Genomic DNA, 21,652 nt, shown 5'->3' with positions numbered 1-21,652 from the left:
GCATCGCAGCGGCCGCGCCCAGCCCGCGACAAGATCATGGAAGCGCTGTTCTCCCATGTGCAGCTGGTACTACATGCCGCCGACACCTCGGCTGGGGCGAGTGCGGCTGACACGGCCCTATGGTCCCGCCCACGCCGAACGGTCCTGCCACCTGCCACCTGCCACCTGCCACCTGCCACCTGCCACCTGCCACCTGCCACGACTTCAGTCGAGCCGCCCGTCGTGGTCAATAGCTCGCACTGCCCCATGCCATGGCATTCATGATGCGGAAGGCAGATAACCCCCCGCCTCAAGGCAGCTCGCGCAGCTGGTGATCTACCGGGACAGTGGACGGCGGGAGGGTTGTGATGAGGAGTTCATCAGCATCGCGCTTGCCGGTCTTGCCGCTAGCGGTGTAACGCGTCTTCACCAACCGTTTAGTCAAGGGCCACGAGCGTACGCCGAGCGTCTCCCGGTCCACTCGGCTAGGAGTCATGCGAGCGTGCGCATAGAGCCAATTGCTTTCGGTCAGCATTGGGTTGTTGTCGTAGCTGAGCAGCCAGCGAAACTGCGCCTTGGTGCGCAGATATCCGGCGAGCTGCATGTGGAGCATGTGGTCATCTGATCCCGCCTTGCCACCCCTGTCGCCGCCGTATCCACCCCGGGGGTCGAAAGAGGTTCGGTACAAGTGCGAGGCTTTTTCGATGTAGGGCGGGTCGAGGTAGGCAACAACGCGAGACGGGATCAGCTGCGGGTAGTAATTGGGCACGTCATCGAGTGTCTGCTGCCAGTCCTTGTGCCAGACATCGACGATTCGGCCGGTATCGTACAGGTGACCGACGTATCGAAGCCGTTCCTCTATGGCTTCCGGATTCCACCGGCATCCGATGCCGTACGGGCTCGCTTGCTTGCGTCCACCGATCGGGCCTGCCTTACCATGAAGGATTCCAGAAAAAGTTGTGCGGTTTAGAAATAGGCACTGTGTCGCCAGCTCCAGTCGGACCGTGGCAGGCTTTGCTTTCTGAGTGGGCGCCCAGGAACGCCAATAGTCCCACCGCTCGACAGCGGCTACTCCGCCCAGCTTGACGTATCGGGCCCATTCGTCATGCATACGATCGATCAGCGCCTCTGTATCGGCGGCCGCGGTCTGCCAGAAGGCAGTCACCAACGGATCCACGTCAGCGAGCAGCACTCGGTCGACGAGCCCTTGACCAACGAGTCGCAAGGACGCCGATGCTCCACCAGCGAAAGGCTCGACCAGCAGGTTGATTTCTGGAACGGCCCTCGAACCCTTGGCGGCATCCAAGATTCGGGCGATCACCGGCGCGAGGGACGATTTTGCTCCTGGGTAGCGCAGGGGCGACTGGTACCTGCTCATCATGAGCGCGTGGTCAACGACACCGAGGGGTGAAATGAGTGGGCGGGGGTTGTCGAGGATGTGCGTCGGGATTGCCAGCGGAGCAACATGCGCAGCGTGAGCATCACGGAGGGGGGCGACCGGCAGCACAGCCACATTCTCGATCATGGGGCAAACCGTACCGGAGCCGTTTGTCCACCGGACGAGTCGAGGCCGAGACGCTTGGTGGCTACGAGGCGGAGCACATCGGTGCCCACGCCGATCGGGAACGCGGCCTTCCCGTGCGCGGCCGCCACCGGGATGATGCCATCGACGTACATCGAGGAACCGGTGCGGTCGATCACGTCGAGGATTGCCGGCAGCGTCGGGTAGGCCACCGGGTCGGCTTGGCCGCCGTTAGCATCATACGGTGCACCCGTCGGTGGTGGCACAGTCGGGACGACGACTCGTCCATCGAGCGCGCGATACACGAACTTGCGGCCCCAGTATGTCTCCTTTCCGTAAGCGCGGGCATTGTTGGCGTTTACGACTCGCGCGATGATCTGTTCGTCGCACACCAATAGGTCACCCGGTTCGAGAATGTCGTGCCGGGCCAGCTGGCGCGCGTAGTCAACCAGAACTCCGGACTTCTCAATCCCGCAGATGTATGGCGCGTTGCCCGGAGTAGTGCTGCCCATCGCTTGGAAATATTCAAGGGCTCGCCCGCGCAGCTTTGCTGGTGTGCCGAACACGGCCAGCGGGCCATCGACGATGAACAGCGTCGTAGGCAGGGCCTTCTGGCGCGACTGCTCCCACAGCAGCGTCGCCAGCCCGACCAGCACCAACAGCTCGATCACCGACATGAGCCGTCCGAGAGCGGACTGGTTCGTACCCTCCTCTCCAACCTCCTCGTGGATACGGAGTACGTCGGTGGGAAAAAGGTGCACGCCGCACGCGTCGCAGTCGGCACCAGCGGGCGGCACAGGAATGTCCTTCTTGCAGCCCTGCGTCGGGCAGTTAACCGGCACTGTAGCCGCTGGCGACCCGGGAACGCCGTGGAGAAGGAAGAGCAGGTCCAGCAGCGGTTGGTCGAGGCGATTGACGTCGATCTTCTTCTGCCGAAACAGCTCATTGATGACCTCTCGCCACGAGGTCACGATGTCGGCGTCGGCGCGTGTATACGCGCCGGAGACAGGTAGATCTAGCGTCACGAGGGCGGTGTTGACCGCACGCTCGATCTTGTACGGGTCGACAAACCGCTCGGCCCGCTGCGATTCCAGAACTCCGAGGTCCACGTACGCTGCGGCGGCCTGCGCAAACCCATACAGGACCGATGGCAGGCCGTCACGAACTTGCTCAACGACGTGTGAACCGTCGATCGCCAGCGCGGCGGTGAGTCGCTCCGGTGCAGACGGGGCGGCGAAGTCGCTCCGCGAACGGATTCGCTCGCGGATCGAATCCAAGTCCTGGATCGCCTCCGCCGGAACATGAAAGGTACGCTGGTCCGCGATCGCCCGGATGGCGGCCGCCGAATGCCCCAGTCGCGAGGCGATCTCGTGGGCCCCACCGACAGTCTCGTACGGCATCAGAGCGCCGTCCCGTTCAGCACCAACGGCGGGTCACCAGCCGCTGCTCGTGCTTCGTTGACGAGCGCGATGTCGTATCGATTGATTTGGACGGGAACGATGTACGGCGAGGACAGTGTCTTGAGCCGCACATACCCGCGGTCCTCGGAGGCGATGATCGCATCTGAGAACGCCCCGAAGTCATAGAATTTGGCCAGTTCCCGCACCTCTGTCGTGTTATTCAAGTGGGCGACAACCCAGTTGGCAGTATTCGCCTTGACTTGGTGCGCCACTCCCGAGACCTCCTGCGTTGCATAGGTCATTCCGAGATTGAGCTTGCTCGCTTCTTTGGCGAGCTTGACCCATACATCGAGCTCGTCCTTGTAGCGGTCGGACGAAAATAGGTTGTGCGCCTCCTCAAGCATTACCTGGATGTGCGGAGGCTCCTTCCCGGACGTAAATACCTCTGTCTGCCTAAAAAGCAGACGTCGGGTAATGGACTCACTAAGCGCCTTGGTGATCGCCTCGGCACCAACGTGAAGATCGACGATGACTACTCGGCCCTCGACGAGCTCGTTGTAGATCTCCAGAGCAGGATCTTGCTGTGTGAACGGGCTATGGAACGGGCGCAACGGGTTCAGGTTCTTCCAGCCGCGGACGTTGCGCTTGTCGCTCTTCGTGGTGAAGATCGGCTCAACGCTCTTCCAACGCACGTCTTTTGTAAAGTCGATCGCGTCGGTATCGCCAGCTTCGCGCAATTCGATAATCTTATCCACAACTGCCTCAATATTATCGGCAGCTACGGTCACCAGGTTGGCAGTCTTGCCAGCTTGGCTGAATGGGTTTCGACCTAGGCCTTCCACGGAATTCGGCGCTTGAATTCCTTGCTCGACCTTCAGTTGCAATGCGGAACTGATGTTGGTACGCGCGGCAAACTTCGAAGGAACAGGGAAGCCTGCGCGAATCAAGGCACCATAGAGAACCATCCGGGCGCGACCTGGATTCGGGTTAAACTTATTGACTGGATCATCGGCATACGATGCGCCAGCGAAGTCCTTTACATACCCAGATTCTTCGCCACTCAATTGGTTGGCAATGAGCCCCTGGACGGCATCGATCTGGTTCTCTGCATAAAAATTGACACTGAGCGGCTTAACGTGGGGCTGTGATCCGTCAGCACCAAACTTGAAGATGCGGACATGGTTCGCACCGATTGCCGCAATCTCTGTACCATCCTGCGTATTTGGATTGGCATACTCCCCCTGCGGGTCGAAGATCAGCTGACCGATGGGGCGTCCGCCAGCGGCGCGCTGTCGTTCGGAGACTACGAACGTGCGCGCGATGATGATCTTTGCGGTATTCGACTTACCCATCCGAGTCATGCCGAGCAGGGCGGTCTTGTTGCCAATGAAGTCCCGGATGTTGACTTCAACTGCGGCGTCGGCCTGCTTGGAGGCTTTAGCTCGCCGCCGCGTCGCGGAGTACCGCACCGCACCTATACGCACACGTTCTACCGGGCGCCCGGTCGGTTTGAGATAGGAGGCGATCGTCGCGAGGCCGTCACCTATAGGCTTCAGAACTCGATATGTGGACGTGGCGTAGAAATTGTCCACGTCGGCACCGAACTCCAGCACCTTCTGCCCATCCACGTCATCTTCGTAGAAGGTGCCGAGGATCTTGCACCGCACGCCGGTGAACGACACGCGGTTTTTGGTGAATGGGTCGAGCTCCGCATCGAGCACAGCGGATGGCGATGGGTCTTGGTTGTTAGACAGAGCCGTTCGCAGGGACTCCTCGCGCACGGCGTGCAGGTCGCGCTCAAGCGACAGCGGCGACGTGCCCTCGACACGCAGAAGAAGCACCTCGTCATCGTCGACGCGAGGGTCGTTGACGTCCTGTGCGGTCGCGAGGAGAAATGAGAACTGCGAAATGCCACCGGCGTCGAACTTCCAGCGGTCGTGGGTTAGCACGACGGCCTGGCCGTAGTCGATCTGGTGAATCGCACCTACTCGGGTTGACCGACCATCGGCAAGTAGCTCAGACCGTAGCAAAGACCCAGCGCCAACGCCGGGGATGAATTCCATCATTCTCCACCCTCTCCGAACACTCCCTCCAGAAACCCTCGTTCATCCCACCGACAAGATCAATAACTCCGTAGAGCGCTGTAGGTGACAGTGACGTACGCAGCGTTGCTGGCTGATAGATCAGCGTACTGCCAGGTGGGGCCGCTGAGTGCCGAGTTGAATCGAATGCTGCCCGACAGCTGGCCGCGAGCGCCGTTGGCACCCTGGGCCCCCACACCTGGTTGACGACTACGTCAGCCCACAGATTCGCAACGATGTGGTATAGAGAGTTGCGGTCGGTTGCCACCCTTGCATAAGGGGAGACGATGCCTGGTGGGAGGCACCCATGGAGCACGCACTGACAGGCTTGGGGGCCCTGGGCCTCGTTGCATCCTCGGAGCCGGCGCCAACCACTAATGACCTGCGCGATCTGGCATAACCGCACCACCGGCCGACCCGTCACCCGCTCACTGATCGCCTACGACCACTGACCGACATCGGAACTACTCGTCTAGGCCGGGTCGGCAGCCGTAGCCCAAGCCGGGCGGCTCTCCTCACGTTGACCAGTCCGGTCGAACGGCCGTGCCTGCTGGTGTGGTCTGGCGCTGGCTTCGCAGCCAGCGAGTCACCTTCACATCTGGCCCATGCGCCAGACCGGAGCGATAACCCCGCAGCACACCTTCGACTGCTTGTCGGCCTCCCACAACAGCAGCATCCTACGACCGCCCCACCCAACCGCCGCCCAGCAGTGGTTGTGCAGCGACGGCCGCACAATGGCCGCACATCGCACCCGACAGTGCATCAGATAGAACGCGATCTGCCACAAAGCCGCAGGTCAATGGGATCGCTCAGAAATCAGTGACATCGGGGAACCAACAACCTACGCATTGCGATGCATCGAGTCCAGGTACCCGATTTGTCTGACTCCCATGGTCATCTGAGTGAGAAAACCCCAGGTCAGAGGCCTGACCTGGGGTTTACCTTGGAGCCGCCTATGGGATTCGAACCCATGACCTACGCATTACGAGTGCGTTGCTCTGGCCAACTGAGCTAAGGCGGCACCGCTGCCGGTGACCCGACCGCAGGGGTAAGGGTCGCATCGGCAACGCGCGCCAGTCTACACAGTTTCCTGAGGTGATCCGCACGCGGCCGCCGGTGGGGGCGGGGTCAGGCGGAGGAGACGGCGAGTTTGGCGGCGAAGCCGGCGAAGAGGACGGCGACGGAGGAGGTGAGGCCGGCGGAGAGGCGCTTGCGGCGGCGGAAGGCGTTGGCGAGCGTGGTGCCGGTGAAGATCAGCAGGGAGAGGTAGAGGAAGGAGAAGGCCTGCAGGACGCCGCCGAGGAGGGCGAAGGAGAAGACGGGGGCGCCGTAGGAGGGGTCGACGAACTGGGTGAAGAAGGAGAGCAGGAAGAGGATCGCCTTGGGGTTGAACAGGCTGATCATCAGCGCCCGGCGGAACGGCCGCTCGCCGTTCGCGCCGGCGGCGGCGTCGTCCTCGGCGGCGGGCGCCGCGGCCAGGGCGCGTTCGCGCCACATCTGGCGGGCGGCCCGGAGCATGCCGTAGCCGATCCACAGCAGGTAGGCGGCGCCGCCGAACTTGACCACCGCGAAGACCGCGGGGTTGGTCCGGAGCAGCGAGGCCGCGCCGAGCGCGGTGAGGCTGATCAGGACGAGGTCGCCGAGGAAGACGCCGCAGGCCGCGCGGTAGCCGGTGCGGACGCCCTTGCGGGCGGCGACGGAGAGCACGTAGAGGGAGTTGGGTCCGGGCAGCAGGACGATGGCCAGTGCGCCGAGCACGTAGGTGGCCAGGTCGTGGACTCCGAGCACTGCGGTCTCCAGGGAGCGGGGAGCGGGCGGGCGGTTCGGGGACGCCGAAGGGGCTGCGCCATGGTAGCTGCCAGCCCCTTCAGCCCGGAACACTCCTGTCGGCCCGTGGCGGTCCCGCGGCGGACCGGCCCGTCCGGCGGTCGCTCAGTCCTTGCAGACCTTCCCGTTCGCGGGCGCCTCCCCGCCGAGCAGGTAGCCGTTGACCGCCCCGTCGACGCAGGCGTTCTGCCGCTGGTAGGCGGTGTGCCCGTCGCCCTCGTAGGTGAGCAGCCGCCCGGCCTCCAGCTGTCCGGCCAGCGACTTCGCCCAGGCGTACGGGGTGGCCGGGTCGCGGGTGGTGCCGACGACCACGATCGGGTCGGAGCCCGCCGCGCGGACGGTGTGCGGGGCGCCGGTGGCCCGGTCCGGCCAGTACGCGCAGCCGAGCGCCATCCAGGCCATGTCGCGGCCGAAGTGCGGGGCGGCCTTCTCGAAGGCGGGCACGGCGGCGGCGACCGCGGCCGGGCCGGCGAACGGGGCGGGCAGGTCGAGGCAGTTGACCGCCATGTTGGCGTACATCAGGTTCTCGTAGCCGCCGTCCCGGTCGCGGCCGTAGTAGCTGTCGGAGAGCTTGAGTAGCCCGCTGCCGTCGCCGGCCTGCGCGGTGGTCAGGGCGTCGCGCAGGTAGGACCAGAGCGTCTCGGCGTACATCGCCTGGGCGACGCCGGTGAGCGCCAGCGACTCGGTCAGCGGGCGGTCCTGGTCGGTCGGCAGCGGTTTGGCGTCGAGCCGCGCGAACAGCGCGGTGAGCTTGGCCCCGGCCTCCTGCTCGCTGCGGCCCAGCGGGCAGTCGTCGCGCGCCGCGCAGTCCTTGGCGAACGCCTTCCAGGCGGTCTCGAAGCCGCCGGCCTGGGTGAGGTTGCCGGCCACGGAGTCCAGCGAGGGGTCCATCGCCCCGTCCAGGACGACCTTGCCGACCCTGCTCGGGAACAGGCCCGCGTACGTCGCGCCCAGGAAGGTGCCGTACGACTTGCCGACGTAGTTGAGCTTCCGGTCGCCCACCAGCGCCCGCAGCACGTCCATGTCGCGGGCCGCCTCCACCGTGGAGACGTGGCCCAGCAGCTCGCCGGCCCCGGCCCGGCAGCCGTTCGCGAACTCCTGGTCGGCGGCCACCAGCGCGTCGATCTCGCGCTGGTCGTCGGGGGTGAGGTCGGTGGCGGTGTACGCGTCCATCCGCGGGCCGGTCAGGCAGGTGACCGGGGCGGACCGGCCGACCCCGCGCGGGTCGAAGCCGACCAGGTCGTAGCTGGCGCGCACGCCCGCGTCGTACCGCCCCGCGACCCGCTCCACGTAGTCGACCGCCGAACCGCCCGGGCCGCCCGGGTTGAGCAGCAGCGAGCCGAGCCGGTGCCCGGTGCCGCCCGCGGGCTTGCGGACGACGGACAGCTCCACCTCGCGCCCGTCCCCGGCGGTCGCGTAGTCCAGCGGGACCTTGAAGGTCGCGCACTCGAAGCCGGAGTCGCACGCCTGCCAGCCCAACTTCTGCCCGTAGTACGGGGCCAGGGCGGCGGCCGGCTCGACCGGCAGCGGCTCCAGCGGGGTGGCGCCGGCCGCCGGGACGCCCGGCACGCTGTCCGTCGACCGGCCCGGGGCGCCGGTCGGGGTGCCGGAGCCGGCCGGGTGCCCCGGGGTGCAGCCCGCCAGCAGCAGCGACACGGCGGCGGCCAGCGCGGCGGCGGGCAGCGGCCGGCGGGTGCGGGCGACTGTCATGGCGGTGGGTCCTCTCCCCTGGGAACGGCTCGGCGACCGGGGCCGGCACCGGGAAGCCCGAGCCTAGCGGGCGCCACCGCCCCGCCCGGCGACTCGCCCCGCCCACCACCCCGGCTGGCCGATCATCACACCGCCGATCGCACCACGCCGCACGCCGAACGGCCCACACCCCGCCCCGGCCGCCCCCGGCCCGGGCCCAACCCCTCCGCCGGCCCGGCTACTTGGCGAGCTGTTCCGCCAGGTACTGCACCGCCGCCCGCACCAGCCGCAGCCGCTCCCGCTCCGGCGTGTAGTCCTGCACCACCTCCGACGTCCGCACCTGCGCCCGCGACCTGGCGTCCCGCAGGGCCGTCTGCACGGCCCGCCCGGAGGCCTGCCCGTCCGCGTCCCGCTTCGCCGCCGCCAGCAGCAGCCGCGCCGCCACCGCTCCGGGCGCCTCCGCCGCCGCCCCGGCCAGCGCCCGCGCGTCGTACCGGCCGGAGACCGCCGCGGCCGCCCCGTACAGGTCCGGGCGGGCCAGCCCGGCCGCCGCCGCGCAGGGCGCGCCGCCGTCCACGCCGAGCACGCTCCAGCCTGCGGGACCGGCCGGCAGGGTGCGGAAGGCCGCGCCGACCGCCGACCGCAGCGCCGGGTCGTCCGCGACCGCCTGCGGGGCGGCCGCCACCAGGTCGCAGGGGTGCCCGGTGCCGCCGGGCGCCTCGGGGGCGACCACCACGAACGGGCGCGCCCGGCCCTGCTGCACCGCCGCCGCCACGCCGTCGAACACGTCCGGCAGGTCGGCGTCCGCCGTCCGCCCGGGCGTGCCGGAGTGCAGCACGATCACCGGGAACCGCTCCGCCGACCGCTGCCCGTACTCGGCCGGCAGCCACACCCGCACCGCCCGGGCCCGCCCGTCCGGCCCCGGCACCGAGCCCTGCAGCAGCTCCCCGCCCGCCGCCCGGCCCACGCTCGCGAACGCCACCGGCGCGGCCGGGACCGCCGCCGCGACCGACGGCGCGACCGACGCGGCGGGCGGGGCCGCCGCCCGGTCCGCGCTGCCCGCCTCCGCCGCGACCACCCGCACCGCCCCGCGCCCGCCCCGCTCCCCCAGCAGCACCGCCACCCCCAGCGCGCTCACGCACGTCAGGCACAGCGCAGCCGCCCCCGCCCGCACCAGCACCGGCCGCGCCTCCGCCGCCAACTCGTACGTCTGCGCGGCCCGCAGGTCCCGCCAGCGCACCATCGCCGAACGGGCCAGCCAGCTGCCCGCCACCGCGGCCACCAGCAACAACAGGACGAGGAGCGAACGGGGCATGGGGACGCACCACCTCGGGGAAGGACCGGCCGCCGGACGCGAGCGCGTGGTCAGTGCACAGGGTGCAAGACCACGTGCCCGCTCGCCCGGGGGCGGTACGGGCGTCTCGGCACGTTCACTCGAACGAGCGACGACCGGACGGCCCCGGGGAACGGCCGCTCAGCCCGCCCGCAGCGCCACCGTCATCGCCTCCACCGCCAGCAGCGGGTCCACGTTCCGGTCCAGCGCGCGGCGGCAGGCCAGCACCGCCTCGATCCGGCGCAGCGTGTTCTCCGCCGCGCCCTCCCCGGCGACCCGCTGCAGCGCCGGGCGCTGGTCGTCGTTGGCCAGCGCCCCGCCCGCGCCGAGCTGCAGGGCCAGCACGTCCCGGTAGAAGCCCAGCAGGTCGCCCAGTGCCACGTTCAGCGTCTCGCGGCGGGTCCGGGTGGCCCGGCTCTTCTGTCGCTTCTCCAGTTCCTTCACCGCCCCGGCCATGCCGCGCGGCGCCCGACCGCCCTCCGCCGCGCCGTACGCGGCCCGCAGGTCCTCGGTCTCCCGGGCGTCCTGGGTCTCGGCGAGCGCCTCGGCGTCCGCCTTCGCGGTGTCCACCAGCCGCTGCGCGGCCGCCAGGCAGCCGCCCAGGTCGGCCACCTCCAGCGGGATCCGCAGCACCTCGGCCCGGCGGGCGCGGGCCTGCTCGTCCACCGCCAGGCGCCGCGACCGGTCGATGTCGCCCTGCCCGGCCAGCGCCGCCACCCGGGCCGCCGCCGGCTCCACCCCGTCCCGCCGCACCAGCATGTCGGCGACCGCCTCCGCGGCGGGCGTGCGCAGCACCAGCAGCCGGCAGCGCGAGCGGATCGTCGGCAGCACGTCCTGCACGGACGGCGCGCACAGCAGCCACACCGTCCGCGGCGAGGGCTCCTCGACGCCCTTCAGCAGCGCGTTCGCCGCCGCCTCGGTCAGCCGGTGCGCCGCGTCCACCAGGATCACCGACCAGCGGCCGCCGGTCGGGTAGCTCGCCGCCCGCAGCACCAGGTCGCGCATGTCGCCGACGCCGATCGACAGGCCGTCCGTCCGGACCTGCTTCACGTCCGCGTGGCTGCCCGACAGCACGGTGTGGCAGCCGTCGCAGAACCCGCAGCCCGGCACCCCGCCCAGGTCGAGGTCCGGGCTGGTGCACTGCAGCGCCGCCGCGAACGCCCGCGCCGCCGTCACCTGCCCCGCCCCGGGCGGACCGGTGAACAGCCAGGCGTGCGTCATCAGCGAGGCGTTCCCGGCCGGGGCCTCGCCACGCCCCGCCAGCACGCTCGCCCGGGCCGCCCGCGCCGCCGCCTGCAACTGCTCGACCACCCGGTCCTGCCCGACCAGGTCGTCCCACACACTCACGCCGCGCTCCTCCTCGCCGATCCCACCGCCCCGCCGAGCCTAACCCCGCCCGGAGACAGCACCCCCCGCGCACCGGCCCCGCACGCACCGGCCCCCCGCGTTCCCGGCCCCGCACGCGGCGAGGCCACGAGCCGGACGGTCACCCGCCCGCGCCTCGCGGCCTCGCTGTACTACACGCACGCGCCCGGACGGCTAGTCCTTGCGGCGCCGCCAGCCGCCCTTCTTCTGCGGCTGCTCGTCCTGCTCGCTCCGCTGCTCGTCCTCGGGGTCCGCCGCCTCCCAGCGGGCCCACTCCTCGCGGGAGCCGAGCAGGCTGTCGGTCAGGCTGGGCAGGTCGTCGAGCGGGGTCTCCTCCGCCCAGTCCGGCCGGGGCCGCAGCTCGCGGGTCCGCGCCGAGTCGTCCTCGTCCCGGAACAGCCCCTGCGGCACCCGCCCGGTCGGGCCCGCCGCCGGGTCCACCGCGGGCAGCACGGCCGTCCGCTCGGCCTCCGCCTCGTCCTCGACCTCGACCTTCGGCAGCACCGCGGTCTCGTCGACAGCCGGAGCGGCCGGAGCCGCCGGAGCGGCGGGAGCGGCGTCCTCGCCCAGCACCGGCCGGGGCAGCTCCCGGGTGGTCTCCACGTCCGCCCGGTCCTCGACCTTCGGCAGCACCGCGGTCTCGTCGACAGCCGGAGCGGCCGGAGCGGCGGGAGCGGCCAGCGCCGCCTCCTCGGCCCGCCGCGCGGCCTCCGCCCGCTGCAGCGCCTCCTCGGCGCGCCGCCGCTGCTCCTCCCGCTGCAGTTCGCGCCGGCGGGCCAGCTCGGCCCGGGCGGCCTCCTCCGCGGCGGCCTCGCGCGCGACCTCCGCCGCCGCCTCGGCCCGGGCGGCCTCCTCGGCGCGGCGCTTCGCGTCCTCCTCGGCGCGCCGGGCGGCCTCGGCCTCGGCGGCGATCCGGGCGGCTTCGGCGGCCTTGCGGGCGGCCTCGGCCTCGGCCCGGGCGGCTTCCTCGGCGGCGAGCCGGTCCTTCTCGGCCTGTTCGGCGCGCAGCTGCTCCAGCAGTTCGAGGCGCTTGCGCTCGGCCTCCTCGGCGGCCTTGCGGGCGGCCTCGGCCTCGGCGGCGCGCCGGGCGGCCTCCTCGCGGGCCTTGCGCTCCTGTTCGGCCTTGGCGGCCTTCTCCTGGTCGGAGAGCGGCAGTTCGCGGTCGAGCCGGTGCCGGATGGCGGTGGTGACGGTGGCGGGGGCCTGGGTGCCGTCGACGACCAGGTAGCGGGCGGGGTCGGCGGCGGCGAGCGCCAGGAACCCGGAGCGGACCCGCTGGTGGAACTCGGTGGGCTCGGACTCCAGCCGGTCGAGCGCCTCGGTGAAGCGGTCCCGGGCGGCGGTCGGGTCGACGTCCAGCACGACGGTCAGGTCGGGCACCAGCCCGCCGGTGGCCCAGCGGGAGATCCGGGCGACCTCGGTGGCGGCCAGGTCGCGACCGGCCCCCTGGTAGGCGATGGACGAGTCCATGTACCGGTCGGTGAGGACGACGGCGCCGCGCTCCAGCGCCGGGCGGATCACGTTCTCGACGTGCTCGGCCCGGTCGGCGGCGTAGATCAGTGCCTCGGCCCGGTGCGAGAGGCCGGTGTTGCCGACGTCCAGGACGAGGGCGCGCAACCGCTGCCCGATCGGGGAGCCGCCGGGCTCGCGGGTGAGGACGACCTCGTGGCCCTTGGCCCGGATCCACTCGGCCAGCGCCTGCGCCTGGGTGGACTTGCCGGCGCCGTCGCCGCCCTCCAGGGCGATGAAGTAGCCCTTGCCGGCGGCCCGGTGCGGCGCGACCTCGGCCTGGCCACGGACGGCCTGGGCGAGCTCGCGGCCGAACGGGACGACGCCGCGCTGGTCGTCGGTCTTGAGCAGCACGACGGCGGCCAGCACCAGGGTCAGCAGCCCGGCGGTGGAGACGGCGAGCGCGGCGCCGTCGTGGATGAAGGTGAAGTGGCCGCGGCCGACCTCGCCGAGGCTGACCTGCCCGTAGGCGGCGGCCAGCAGCGGCATGCCGACCAGCGCGCCGCCGACCACGGTCCGCAGCACGGCGTACAGGTGCTCGGTGACCTTGCCGAGCCGGATCTCCTCGATCTCCTGGGCGAGCAGCCCGCGCCCGGTGGCGATCACCACGCCGGCGGCCAGGCCGGCCAGCACGGTGAACAGCAGCACCAGGACGAAGTCGAGGACCAGGCCGGCCAGGATCAGCGCCACGCCGGAGGTGACCAGGCCGAGCGCGAGCAGCCGGCGGCGGGACAGGCCGGGCAGGGTGGCCCGGCTGAGCCGGATGCCGACCGCGGGGGCGCCGGCGGCGGCCAGCACCAGCAGGCCGTAGCCGATCGGCCCGGCCAGGTGCTCGCCCGCGGTGAGCAGGCCGAGCGCGGCGACGCCGGCCATCGAGGCGTACGCGGCGGCGATCGAGAAGGTGAAGTACGGGGCGGCGCCGGTGCGGCCCTTCTTCAGCGAGGAGCCGAAGGAGGGGCGACGCGAAGCGTCTCCGCCGGGGTTGGTGGCGGGCGACGGGAGGGCGTCGGTCGGCGCGCGCAGGCCCTGCAGCGGGGAGCGCGGCGCGGTGTTCCCCGCGGCGGGCAGCTCCTGGAGGTACAGCAGCGCGGCGTTGGCGGCGAACAGCGCGGCGGCGCCGAGCGCGGCGACGGTGAGCTGGTGGGCGTGCAGCCACTCCAGGCCGAGGGCGGCGAGCACGTTGTTGACCAGGGTGAGGGCGATCAGGCCGCCGGCGGCCAGCGGGAGCGCGGCCCAGCCGGTGCGGGCGTCCAGGGTGCGGACGGCGTCCAGCGCGGCGGCGGACGGCGGCCCGGACTGTCCGGGCACGGCCAGCAGACCGGGGACGGCGGCGGCCTTGCCGATCGTCCAGACCCGTTCGGCGGCGCCGGCCAGGAAGACCGTGGCGAGCAGCGGCCAGGTCGCCGAGCCGGGCGTCCAGACCGTCCACCAGGAGGCCAGGCCGATCAGCAGGGCGCGGAACAGGTCGGCGCCGAGCAGGCTCCAGCGCCGGTCGAGCCGGCCGCCGACCAGGGCGTGCACCGGGCCGAGCAGGACCGCGCCGACCAGGCCGGTGGCCAGCAGCCGGGCCGCGAACAGCGCGGCGACCGAGAGTGCGAGCGCCCGGTAGCCGTGCCCGAACTGGCCGCCGAGCACGGCGGCCACCACGGTGAGCGGCACCAGGACCAGGACGGACAGCCGGTCGGCGGCGCCACCGAGCAGCTGGGTGGTCCACAGCTTCCGGTAGGGCCGCAGCCGCAGCAGCGCCCTGGCCCGTTCACCCGGCGTCCCGGCCGGGGCCACCTCGGGCAGGCCCGGGGCGGCGGCACGTGCGGTGGGGGGCAGCTCCTCGCTCGTCATACGGTCAGCGTAGCGAGTGCGGGTGCCCGGACTTAACGGGCCCGCCCGGATTCGAACAGGCCCGTTACGGAGCGTCCGTCAGCTCTCCTCGGAACCGCCGCCCGGAGCGGCCTCGGCGGTGGTCCTCTTCGCCGCGGTCTTCTTCACCGTCGCCGTCTTCTTGGCCGCGGTGGTCTTCGCCGAGGCCGTCTTCTTGGCCGCCGTCTTGGTCGCGGCGGTCTTCTTCACCGCGGCCTTCTTCGCCGGCGCCTTCTTGGCGGTCTTCTTCACCGGCCCGCGGGCCCGCTTCTCGGCCAGCAGCTCGAACGCCCGCTCGGGGGTGATGGTCTCGACCTCGTCGTCCTTGCGGAGCGTCGCGTTGGTCTCCCCGTCGGTGACGTACGGGCCGAACCGGCCGTCCTTGACCACCACCGGCTTCTCGCTGACCGGGTCGTTGCCGAGCTCCTTCAGCGGGGCGGCCGCGGCGGCCCGCCCGCGCTGCTTGGGCTGGGCGTAGATGGCCAGCGCCTCGTCCAGGGTGATGGACAGCAGCTGGTCCTCGCTGGTGAGCGAGCGCGAGTCGGTGCCGCGCTTGAGGTACGGGCCGTAGCGGCCGTTCTGCGCGGTGATCTCGTTGCCCTCGGCGTCGGCGCCGACCACCCGCGGCAGCGAGAGGAGCTTCAGCGCGTCCTCCAGCGTGACGGTGTCCAGGTCCATCGACTTGAACAGCGAGGCGGTGCGCGGCTTGACCGCGTTCTTGCCGGTCTTCGGGGTGCCCTCGGGCAGCACCTCGGTGACGTACGGGCCGTACCGGCCGGCCTTGGCGACCAGCGGGTTGCCGCTGACCGGGTCGGTGCCGAGCTCGCGCTCACCGCTGGGCTTGGCGAACAGCTCCTCGGCCAGCTCGACGGTCAGCTCGTCCGGCGGCAGGTCCTCGGGCACGTCGGCGCGCTGGCCGGTCTCGCCCTCGGGGGCGGGCCGCTCGACGTACGGGCCGTAACGGCCGACCCGGAGGACGACGCCGTCGCCGACCGGGAAGGAGCTGATCTCCCGGGCGTCGATCGCGCCCAGGTCGGTGACGAGCTCCTTCAGGCCGCCGAGGTGGTCGCCGTCGCCGTTGCCCGCGTCCGCGGCGCCGCCGACGGCGGCGCCCGCCTCGCCCGCGCCGAAGTAGAAGCGCTTGAGCCACGGCACGGACTCGGCCTGGCCGGCCGCGATCCGGTCGAGGTCGTCCTCCATCTTCGCGGTGAAGTCGTAGTCGACCAGGCGGCCGAAGTGCTTCTCCAGCAGGTTGACCACCGCGAAGGACAGGAAGGACGGCACCAGGGCGGTGCCCTTCTTGAACACGTACTTGCGGTTGATGATCGTGTCGATGATCGAGGCGTAGGTGGACGGGCGACCGATCTCCCGGTCCTCCAGCTCCTTGACCAGCGAGGCCTCGGTGTAGCGGGCCGGCGGCTTGGTGGCGTGGCCCTCCGGGGTGAGCTTCTCGGCGGCCAGCGGGTCGCCCTCGGTGACCTGCGGCAGCCGGCGCTCGCGGTCGTCCAGCTCGGCGTTCGGGTCGTCGGCGCCCTCGACGTACGCCTTCAGGAAGCCGTGGAAGGTGATGATCTTGCCGGAGGCGGAGAACTCGGCGTCCCGCCCGTCGGCGGCCCGGCCGCCGACCCGCACGGTCACCGACTGGCCGACCGCGTCCTTCATCTGGGAGGCGACGGTGCGCATCCAGATCAGCTCGTACAGCCGGAAGTCGTCGCCGCCGAGACCGGTCTCGGCGGGCGTCCGGAAGCGGTCCCCGGACGGGCGGATCGCCTCGTGCGCCTCCTGCGCGTTCTTCACCTTCGAGGCGTACGTGCGCGGCGCGGAGGGCAGGTAGTCGGCCCCGTACAGCTGGGTGACCTGGGTGCGGGCCGCGGTGATCGCGGTCTCCGACAGCGTGGTCGAGTCGGTGCGCATGTACGTGATGAAGCCGTTCTCGTACAGCTTCTGCGCCACCTGCATGGTCCGCTTCGCGCCGAAGCCCAGCTTGCGGCTGGCCTCCTGCTGGAGCGTGGTGGTGCGGAACGGCGCGTACGGGGAGCGGCGGTAGGGCTTCGACTCGACGCTGCGGACGCTGAACGCGGTCTGCTGCAGCGCGGCGGCCAGCGTGCGGGCGGCCTGCTCGTCGAGGTGCAGGGTGGTCGCGGCGCTCTTCAGCCGGCCGTCCGGGCCGAAGTCGCGGCCGGTGGCGACCCGCTTGCCGTCGACCGAGACCAGCCGGGCGCCGAAGGACTCCGGGTTGGTCGCGTCGGCGGCCGCGCGGCCGGTGCCGAAGGTGCCGACCAGGTCCCAGTACGAGGCCGAGGTGAAGGCGATCCGCTCGCGCTCGCGCTCGACCACCAGGCGGGTGGCCACCGACTGGACGCGGCCCGCCGAGAGCTTCGGCATGACCTTCTTCCACAGCACCGGGGAGACCTCGTAGCCGTAGAGGCGGTCCAGGATGCGGCGGGTCTCCTGGGCGTCGACCAGGCGCTTGTTCAGGTGCCGCGGGTTGCGCACGGCCTCCTGGATCGCGTCCTTGGTGATCTCGTGGAAGACCATCCGGTGCACCGGCACCTTGGGCTTGAGCACTTCCTGCAGGTGCCACGCGATGGCCTCGCCCTCGCGGTCCTCATCGGTGGCGAGGAAGAGCTCGTCGGACTCCTTCAACAGCGACTTCAACTTGGTGACCTGGGACTTCTTGTCCGGGTTCACCACGTAGATCGGGGCGAAGTCGTGGTCGACGTCGACACCGAGGCGACGCACCTCACCGGTGTACTCGTCCGGGACCTCGGCGGCAGTGCCGGGCAGGTCGCGGATGTGACCGACGCTGGCCTCGACGATGTAGCCGGGGCCGAGGTAGCCCTTGATCGTCTTGGCCTTGGCCGGCGACTCGACGATGACGAGTCGCTTGCCGTGCGCGGTCTCGCTGCTCGGGGACACCTTCGCTCTTCTCTCCCGGTCGTTCACCAAAGCTCCTGGGCTGCCGCAGCGCGACGGCCCCACCAGCGGAGTGTGACCGTACCCTGGCCACCCTTGTCAAACGGACGGATCCTGCTTTTTCACCGGCAAGGCCGACCGACGCCACTCGAACGGTAACCCGATGGCAGGCCCCGGGGCATGTCTTTCCCCGGCAAGCACGCCCCGCAGCCCGCTCCGCCGGGCCCGCGCCGCACCCCGTCGGGCCGCCGCCGAACGGCCGGAACCCGCCCTCCGGGGCCTCCCCGGCCCGCCTCCCGGGACCCCCGCGACGCGCCTCCGGGGGCCCGGGCACGCATCCCCTCCGCGCCCGCTCCGGGCCGGGTCAGCGCAGCCCGACCGCCAGCAGCGTCAGGCCTCCGGCCAGCGCGGACGTGGCGAGCAGCGCCCAGAACAGGTCGGCCGGCAGCGAGGGCAGCTCCTCGTGCGCGGCCAGCACCACCCGGTCCGGACGGCGCGGGTCGTAGGCGACCTGGACGGCCGCGCCCGGGGCCAGCCGGACCGGTCGCCGCAGCGGCGTGTTCCCGCGCGGCCGGGCCAGCACCAACCGGTGCGGTCCGGCCGGACCGGCGGCCGGACGCAGTTCGTGCACCGTCCCGGCCCCGGCGCCGATGGGACCGCCCGGCCCCTCCACCGGGTAGGAGAGCAACGGGCTGCTGTCCATCGCGCCGGCGGTGTCCGGATCCGCCACCACCTGCGCGGTGGCGGGCACGCCACACCGCCGCAGGTGGTGGCGAAGGCGCAGTTCCACGGCGCACCAGAGCAGCAGCGCGCTCCCGAGGACCGTCAGGACCGCCCCGCCCACCAGCGTCGTCGGCGTCTCCACCCGGTCCTCCCCCGCAGCGCTTCCACGGCCTGTGGACAGCACCATGGCAGCCGGTGGACAACCGGCGGCGGACACCCGGGGTACGCCCGGCCACGCGGAGGGAACGGCGAGGTGAACGCGTCACGGCTCGGGTCACCGGGTGACCAATGTCACCGCCGCGCCCGCGGCCCCCGCGGCAACGGGCCGAGGACGGCGTGGTCCCAGCGCACCGGCTCAGCGCACCGGCTCGACGAACCCCTGCTCGGTGAGCAGCCGCAGCGACTCGGGCACCCGCTCGCGCAGTTCGGCCGGGTCCTCGCCGAGCAGTTGGGCGATCGCGTCGACGATCTCCCCGGCGGCGAGGGTGCCGTCGCAGACTCCGACGAAGCCCGCGCCGACCGTGTCGACCTTGGTGGCCCGGCGCATGCCCCGGTTGTGCCGGAGGACCACGTGCTCCGGGTCCTCCGAGCCGGGGTCGCCGATCTGCTCCTGGACGACCTCGTCGGCGAGCAGGTAGCGGGCGGCGAGCAGCCCGGCGTCGTCGTGGGCGCGCAGGAAGTCCTGCCGGGCGAACCACTCCTCGATGTGCGGGCCGAGCGGCTGCTCGACGGGGTGCGGCCACTCCTCGATCCGCACCACGGGCTCGGCCGCGCCGGAGGCCCGCAGGGTGATCCAGCCGAAGCCGACGCCCTCGACCCCGGCCGCCTCGAAGTCGTCCAGCCACTCCTCGTACCGGGCGGTGTACTCCTCGCCCCGGTGGTCGCCGCCGTCGCGCAGCCACAGCTCGGCGTACTGGGCGACGTCCTGCACCTCGCGCTGCACCACCCAGGCGTCCAGGCCGGTGCCGGCCACCCAGCCGGCCAGCCGGTCGCGCCAGTCCTCGCCCTTGACGTGCTGCCAGTTCGCCAGCAGCTGGCAGTAGCCGCCGGGCTCCAGGTGGGCGGCCGCGCCGCGGACCACGCGGCGGCACAGCTCGTCGCCGGCCATCCCGCCGTCCCGATAGGTGAACCGGCCGGCCGGGGAGATCACGAACGGCGGGTTGGAGACGATCAGGTCGAAGCGCCGGTCGCCGACCGGCTCGTACAGGCTGCCCCCGGCGGTCTCCACCCGGTCGAAGCCGGAGAGCGCGGCGGTCAGCCGGGTGAAGTGCAGGGCGCGCGGGTTGAGGTCGGTCGCGGTGACCCGCTGGGCGTGCCGGGCCGCGTGCAGGGCCTGCACGCCGGAGCCGGAGCCCAGGTCCAGCACCTCGCGCACCGGGCGGCGCACCGTCAGGTTGGCCAGCGTGGTGGACGCCCCGCCGACCCCGAGCACCAGGTCGCGCCGCTCGACCCCGGCGGCCGTCCGGCCCGAGCCGATCCCGCCCGCGCCGCCGACGGCGCAGCCCAGGTCGGACACCACCCAGGCGTCGGCGCTGGGCAGCCCGGCGACCTCGTCGGCGTACGGCCGCACGTCCACGGTGGCCCGCAGCTCGTCACCGTCACCGGTACCGTCGGCGCTCAGCCAGCCGTCGGCGAGCAGCCCGTCGAGCAGTCCGCCGGCTGGCAGCGCGGCGGCGGCCGCGGCCCGGGGGACGGCCCGCTGCAGCAGGAACAGCCGCACCAGGGTCTCCAGCGGGGAGCCGCCGCGGGTCGCCCGCAGCGCGGGGACGGCCTCGCTGCGGGCCAGCGCCGCGTACGCGGTCGGGCCGAGCAGGTCCAGCAGTCCGTCAGCGGTGAAGGAGGCGCGCAGCAGGGCCTCGCGGAACTCCGCGATCCGGCCGGCGTCAAGAGCGGGGCTGTTCGTCACAGCGCCATTCTCCCCCGCCCGGAGCCCGCGCCGCGCCGCCCGCCCACGGCTCGGCCCGCCCACGGCTCCGCTCGGCCGCGGCGCGGTCCGGCCGCGGCACGGTCCGGCCGCGGCACGGTCCCGGCGGCGGAGGTGGGGCGGCGGGGTCAGCTCTTGCCGGGCGAGGGCGAGCCGGACGCCGCCGGGTCGGCCGGGGAGGCGCCGTCGCCGGGGGCCGCGCTGCCGGTCGCACCGGCCGACGGGGCACCGGCCGACGGGGCGGCGGAGGACCCGCCGGTGGGCGCGGCACCGGCCTTGCAGCCGGGCTGCTTCTTCATCGCGTCGCCGAGGTCGCCGCTCTGCAGGGCGGCCAGCGCCGAGGTGGACACCTGGGAGAGCTGCTGCACCTGGTCGCCGACGCTGCGCAGCCCGTCCGCGAACTTGGCCTGGTCCGCGTTGGTCAGCCCGTCGAGCTTCTTCTGCGCGTCCAGGTAGCCCTGCGAGACCTGCTTCAGCTCGTTGACGGCGTCCTGCTGGACCTTCGCCCCGTCGCTGACCTTCGGGGCACCGGCCTTCTGCACGGCGTCGGCCAGCTGCTGGTTGGTGGTCGCGAGCGAGGCGAGGTCGACGGAGAGCCGCTTCTGCAGGTCGACGGGGGACTCGCCGGCCTTGACGTCCGCGGTGTCCGCGAGGGCCGTCCGGGACTGCGCGATCGGGTCCTTCGCCGCGTCGCAGACGCTCTTCGCCCAGCCGTCGAGCTTCGCCGAGGAGTCGTCGGCGGAACAGCCGACCGCAGCGAGCGCGAGCAGCGCGCCGAGCACGGGGACGGTCACCAGTCGCTTCTTCACCGGGGCCCTTTCGGTCACTGACACCCGGCTCCGGGCATCCCCCGCTGAACCTACACGCCCGCCCGCGGCACCCCGCCGGGAAGGCCACGGCCCACGACATCGGCGCAGCTCAACGCCGACCGACCCCGCCCGACACCGTCCGACGCCCGGTCGGCACGCGGGCGGGCGACGAGCGACAAATCGGAAAGCGACGGAGCAGGAGGGAACGCCACCCCGCGCGGAGCACCCCGCACGCGGGACGACAGCCGGGCCGGGTCAGACGGTGAGGGACGCCGGGGAGACCGGCCAGCTCATCCGGATCACGCCGCCGTCGGAGCCGTTGCCGACCTCGACGTCCTCGACCAGACCGGTGATCACCGCGAGGCCGAGCGCGTCCTCGTCCTCCGACTCCCCGGCCGTCCCGGCGGCGCCGGCGGCGTGCGCCGGCCCGGCCTCGTCCGCGACCTCGATGAGGAACCGCTTCTCCTGCTCGGTCAGCGCCACCCGGACCGCGCCGTCCATGCCGTTGCGCTGGTGCAGCGCCACGGCGCGCGAGCAGGCTTCACCGACGGCGAGGCGCAACTCGTCGAGCACCGACTCGTCCACCCCGGCCCGTCTGGCCACCGCGGCGGCCACCAGCCGGGCGGTGCGCACGTGCTCGGGAAGCGCGCTGAATCGAAGTTCGACGGTTGCCATGTCTCCCCTCCGGGGTTGCTCCCCGCCGCCGGGCACACCGGCC

The 21,652-nt window shown here is 71.9% G+C and carries 13 protein-coding genes and 1 tRNA gene; all 14 read right to left on the bottom strand.

Features of this window, described 5'->3' with window-relative positions; translation table 11 throughout:
- Positions 1-289: 289 nt before the first annotated feature.
- Positions 290-1,504, bottom strand: a complete 1,215-nt coding sequence (locus ACZ3J7_RS24375) for a DNA adenine methylase (protein WP_465624657.1) — start codon at positions 1,502-1,504, stop codon at positions 290-292.
- Positions 1,501-2,901, bottom strand: coding sequence for a hypothetical protein (locus ACZ3J7_RS24370; protein ID WP_465624655.1), 1,401 nt, complete (start codon positions 2,899-2,901; stop codon positions 1,501-1,503). The genes ACZ3J7_RS24375 and ACZ3J7_RS24370 overlap by 4 nt, the downstream gene beginning before the upstream one ends.
- Positions 2,901-4,967: a helicase HerA domain-containing protein gene (locus ACZ3J7_RS24365; RefSeq protein ID WP_465624653.1), complete on the bottom strand. Its 2,067-nt coding sequence runs from the start codon at positions 4,965-4,967 to the stop codon at positions 2,901-2,903. The genes ACZ3J7_RS24370 and ACZ3J7_RS24365 overlap by 1 nt, the downstream gene beginning before the upstream one ends.
- Before the next feature lie 959 nt (positions 4,968-5,926).
- Positions 5,927-6,003: transfer RNA gene (locus ACZ3J7_RS24360), tRNA-Thr, on the bottom strand.
- A 107-nt stretch (positions 6,004-6,110) separates the two neighbouring features.
- Entirely contained in the window at positions 6,111-6,770 is a 660-nt protein-coding gene (gene leuE / locus ACZ3J7_RS24355) for a leucine efflux protein LeuE (protein ID WP_465624651.1), read from the bottom strand.
- 144 nt (positions 6,771-6,914) lie between these two features.
- Positions 6,915-8,519: an alpha/beta hydrolase gene (locus ACZ3J7_RS24350; RefSeq protein WP_465624649.1), complete on the bottom strand. Its 1,605-nt coding sequence runs from the start codon at positions 8,517-8,519 to the stop codon at positions 6,915-6,917.
- Between the two features lie 217 nt (positions 8,520-8,736).
- Complete coding sequence (locus ACZ3J7_RS24345; RefSeq protein WP_465624647.1) at positions 8,737-9,813, bottom strand: alpha/beta hydrolase; 1,077 nt, start codon at positions 9,811-9,813, stop codon at positions 8,737-8,739.
- 159 nt (positions 9,814-9,972) lie between these two features.
- On the bottom strand, positions 9,973-11,178 hold the full coding sequence (locus ACZ3J7_RS24340) for a DNA polymerase III subunit delta' (RefSeq protein WP_465624645.1): 1,206 nt from the start codon (positions 11,176-11,178) through the stop codon (positions 9,973-9,975).
- A 192-nt stretch (positions 11,179-11,370) separates the two neighbouring features.
- Positions 11,371-14,544: a dTMP kinase gene (gene tmk, locus ACZ3J7_RS24335; RefSeq protein ID WP_465624643.1), complete on the bottom strand. Its 3,174-nt coding sequence runs from the start codon at positions 14,542-14,544 to the stop codon at positions 11,371-11,373.
- Between the two features lie 78 nt (positions 14,545-14,622).
- Positions 14,623-17,481, bottom strand: coding sequence for a type I DNA topoisomerase (gene topA, locus ACZ3J7_RS24330; RefSeq protein WP_465624641.1), 2,859 nt, complete (start codon positions 17,479-17,481; stop codon positions 14,623-14,625).
- A gap of 361 nt (positions 17,482-17,842) precedes the next feature.
- A complete protein-coding gene (locus ACZ3J7_RS24325) occupies positions 17,843-18,343 on the bottom strand; it encodes a hypothetical protein (protein ID WP_465624639.1) in 501 nt (166 codons plus the stop codon).
- 213 nt (positions 18,344-18,556) lie between these two features.
- Complete coding sequence (locus tag ACZ3J7_RS24320) at positions 18,557-20,107, bottom strand: DUF7059 domain-containing protein (RefSeq protein WP_465624637.1); 1,551 nt, start codon at positions 20,105-20,107, stop codon at positions 18,557-18,559.
- Between the two features lie 146 nt (positions 20,108-20,253).
- Complete coding sequence (locus ACZ3J7_RS24315) at positions 20,254-20,919, bottom strand: small secreted protein (protein ID WP_465624635.1); 666 nt, start codon at positions 20,917-20,919, stop codon at positions 20,254-20,256.
- A 270-nt stretch (positions 20,920-21,189) separates the two neighbouring features.
- A complete protein-coding gene (locus ACZ3J7_RS24310) occupies positions 21,190-21,609 on the bottom strand; it encodes an ATP-binding protein (RefSeq protein ID WP_465624633.1) in 420 nt (139 codons plus the stop codon).
- Between the last annotated feature and the right edge of the window lie 43 nt (positions 21,610-21,652).

The organism is Kitasatospora sp. NPDC015121, from assembly GCF_055562955.1.
The sequence above is the reverse complement of the archived record's forward strand: the minus strand, read 5'-3'. Positions and strand labels throughout refer to the sequence as shown.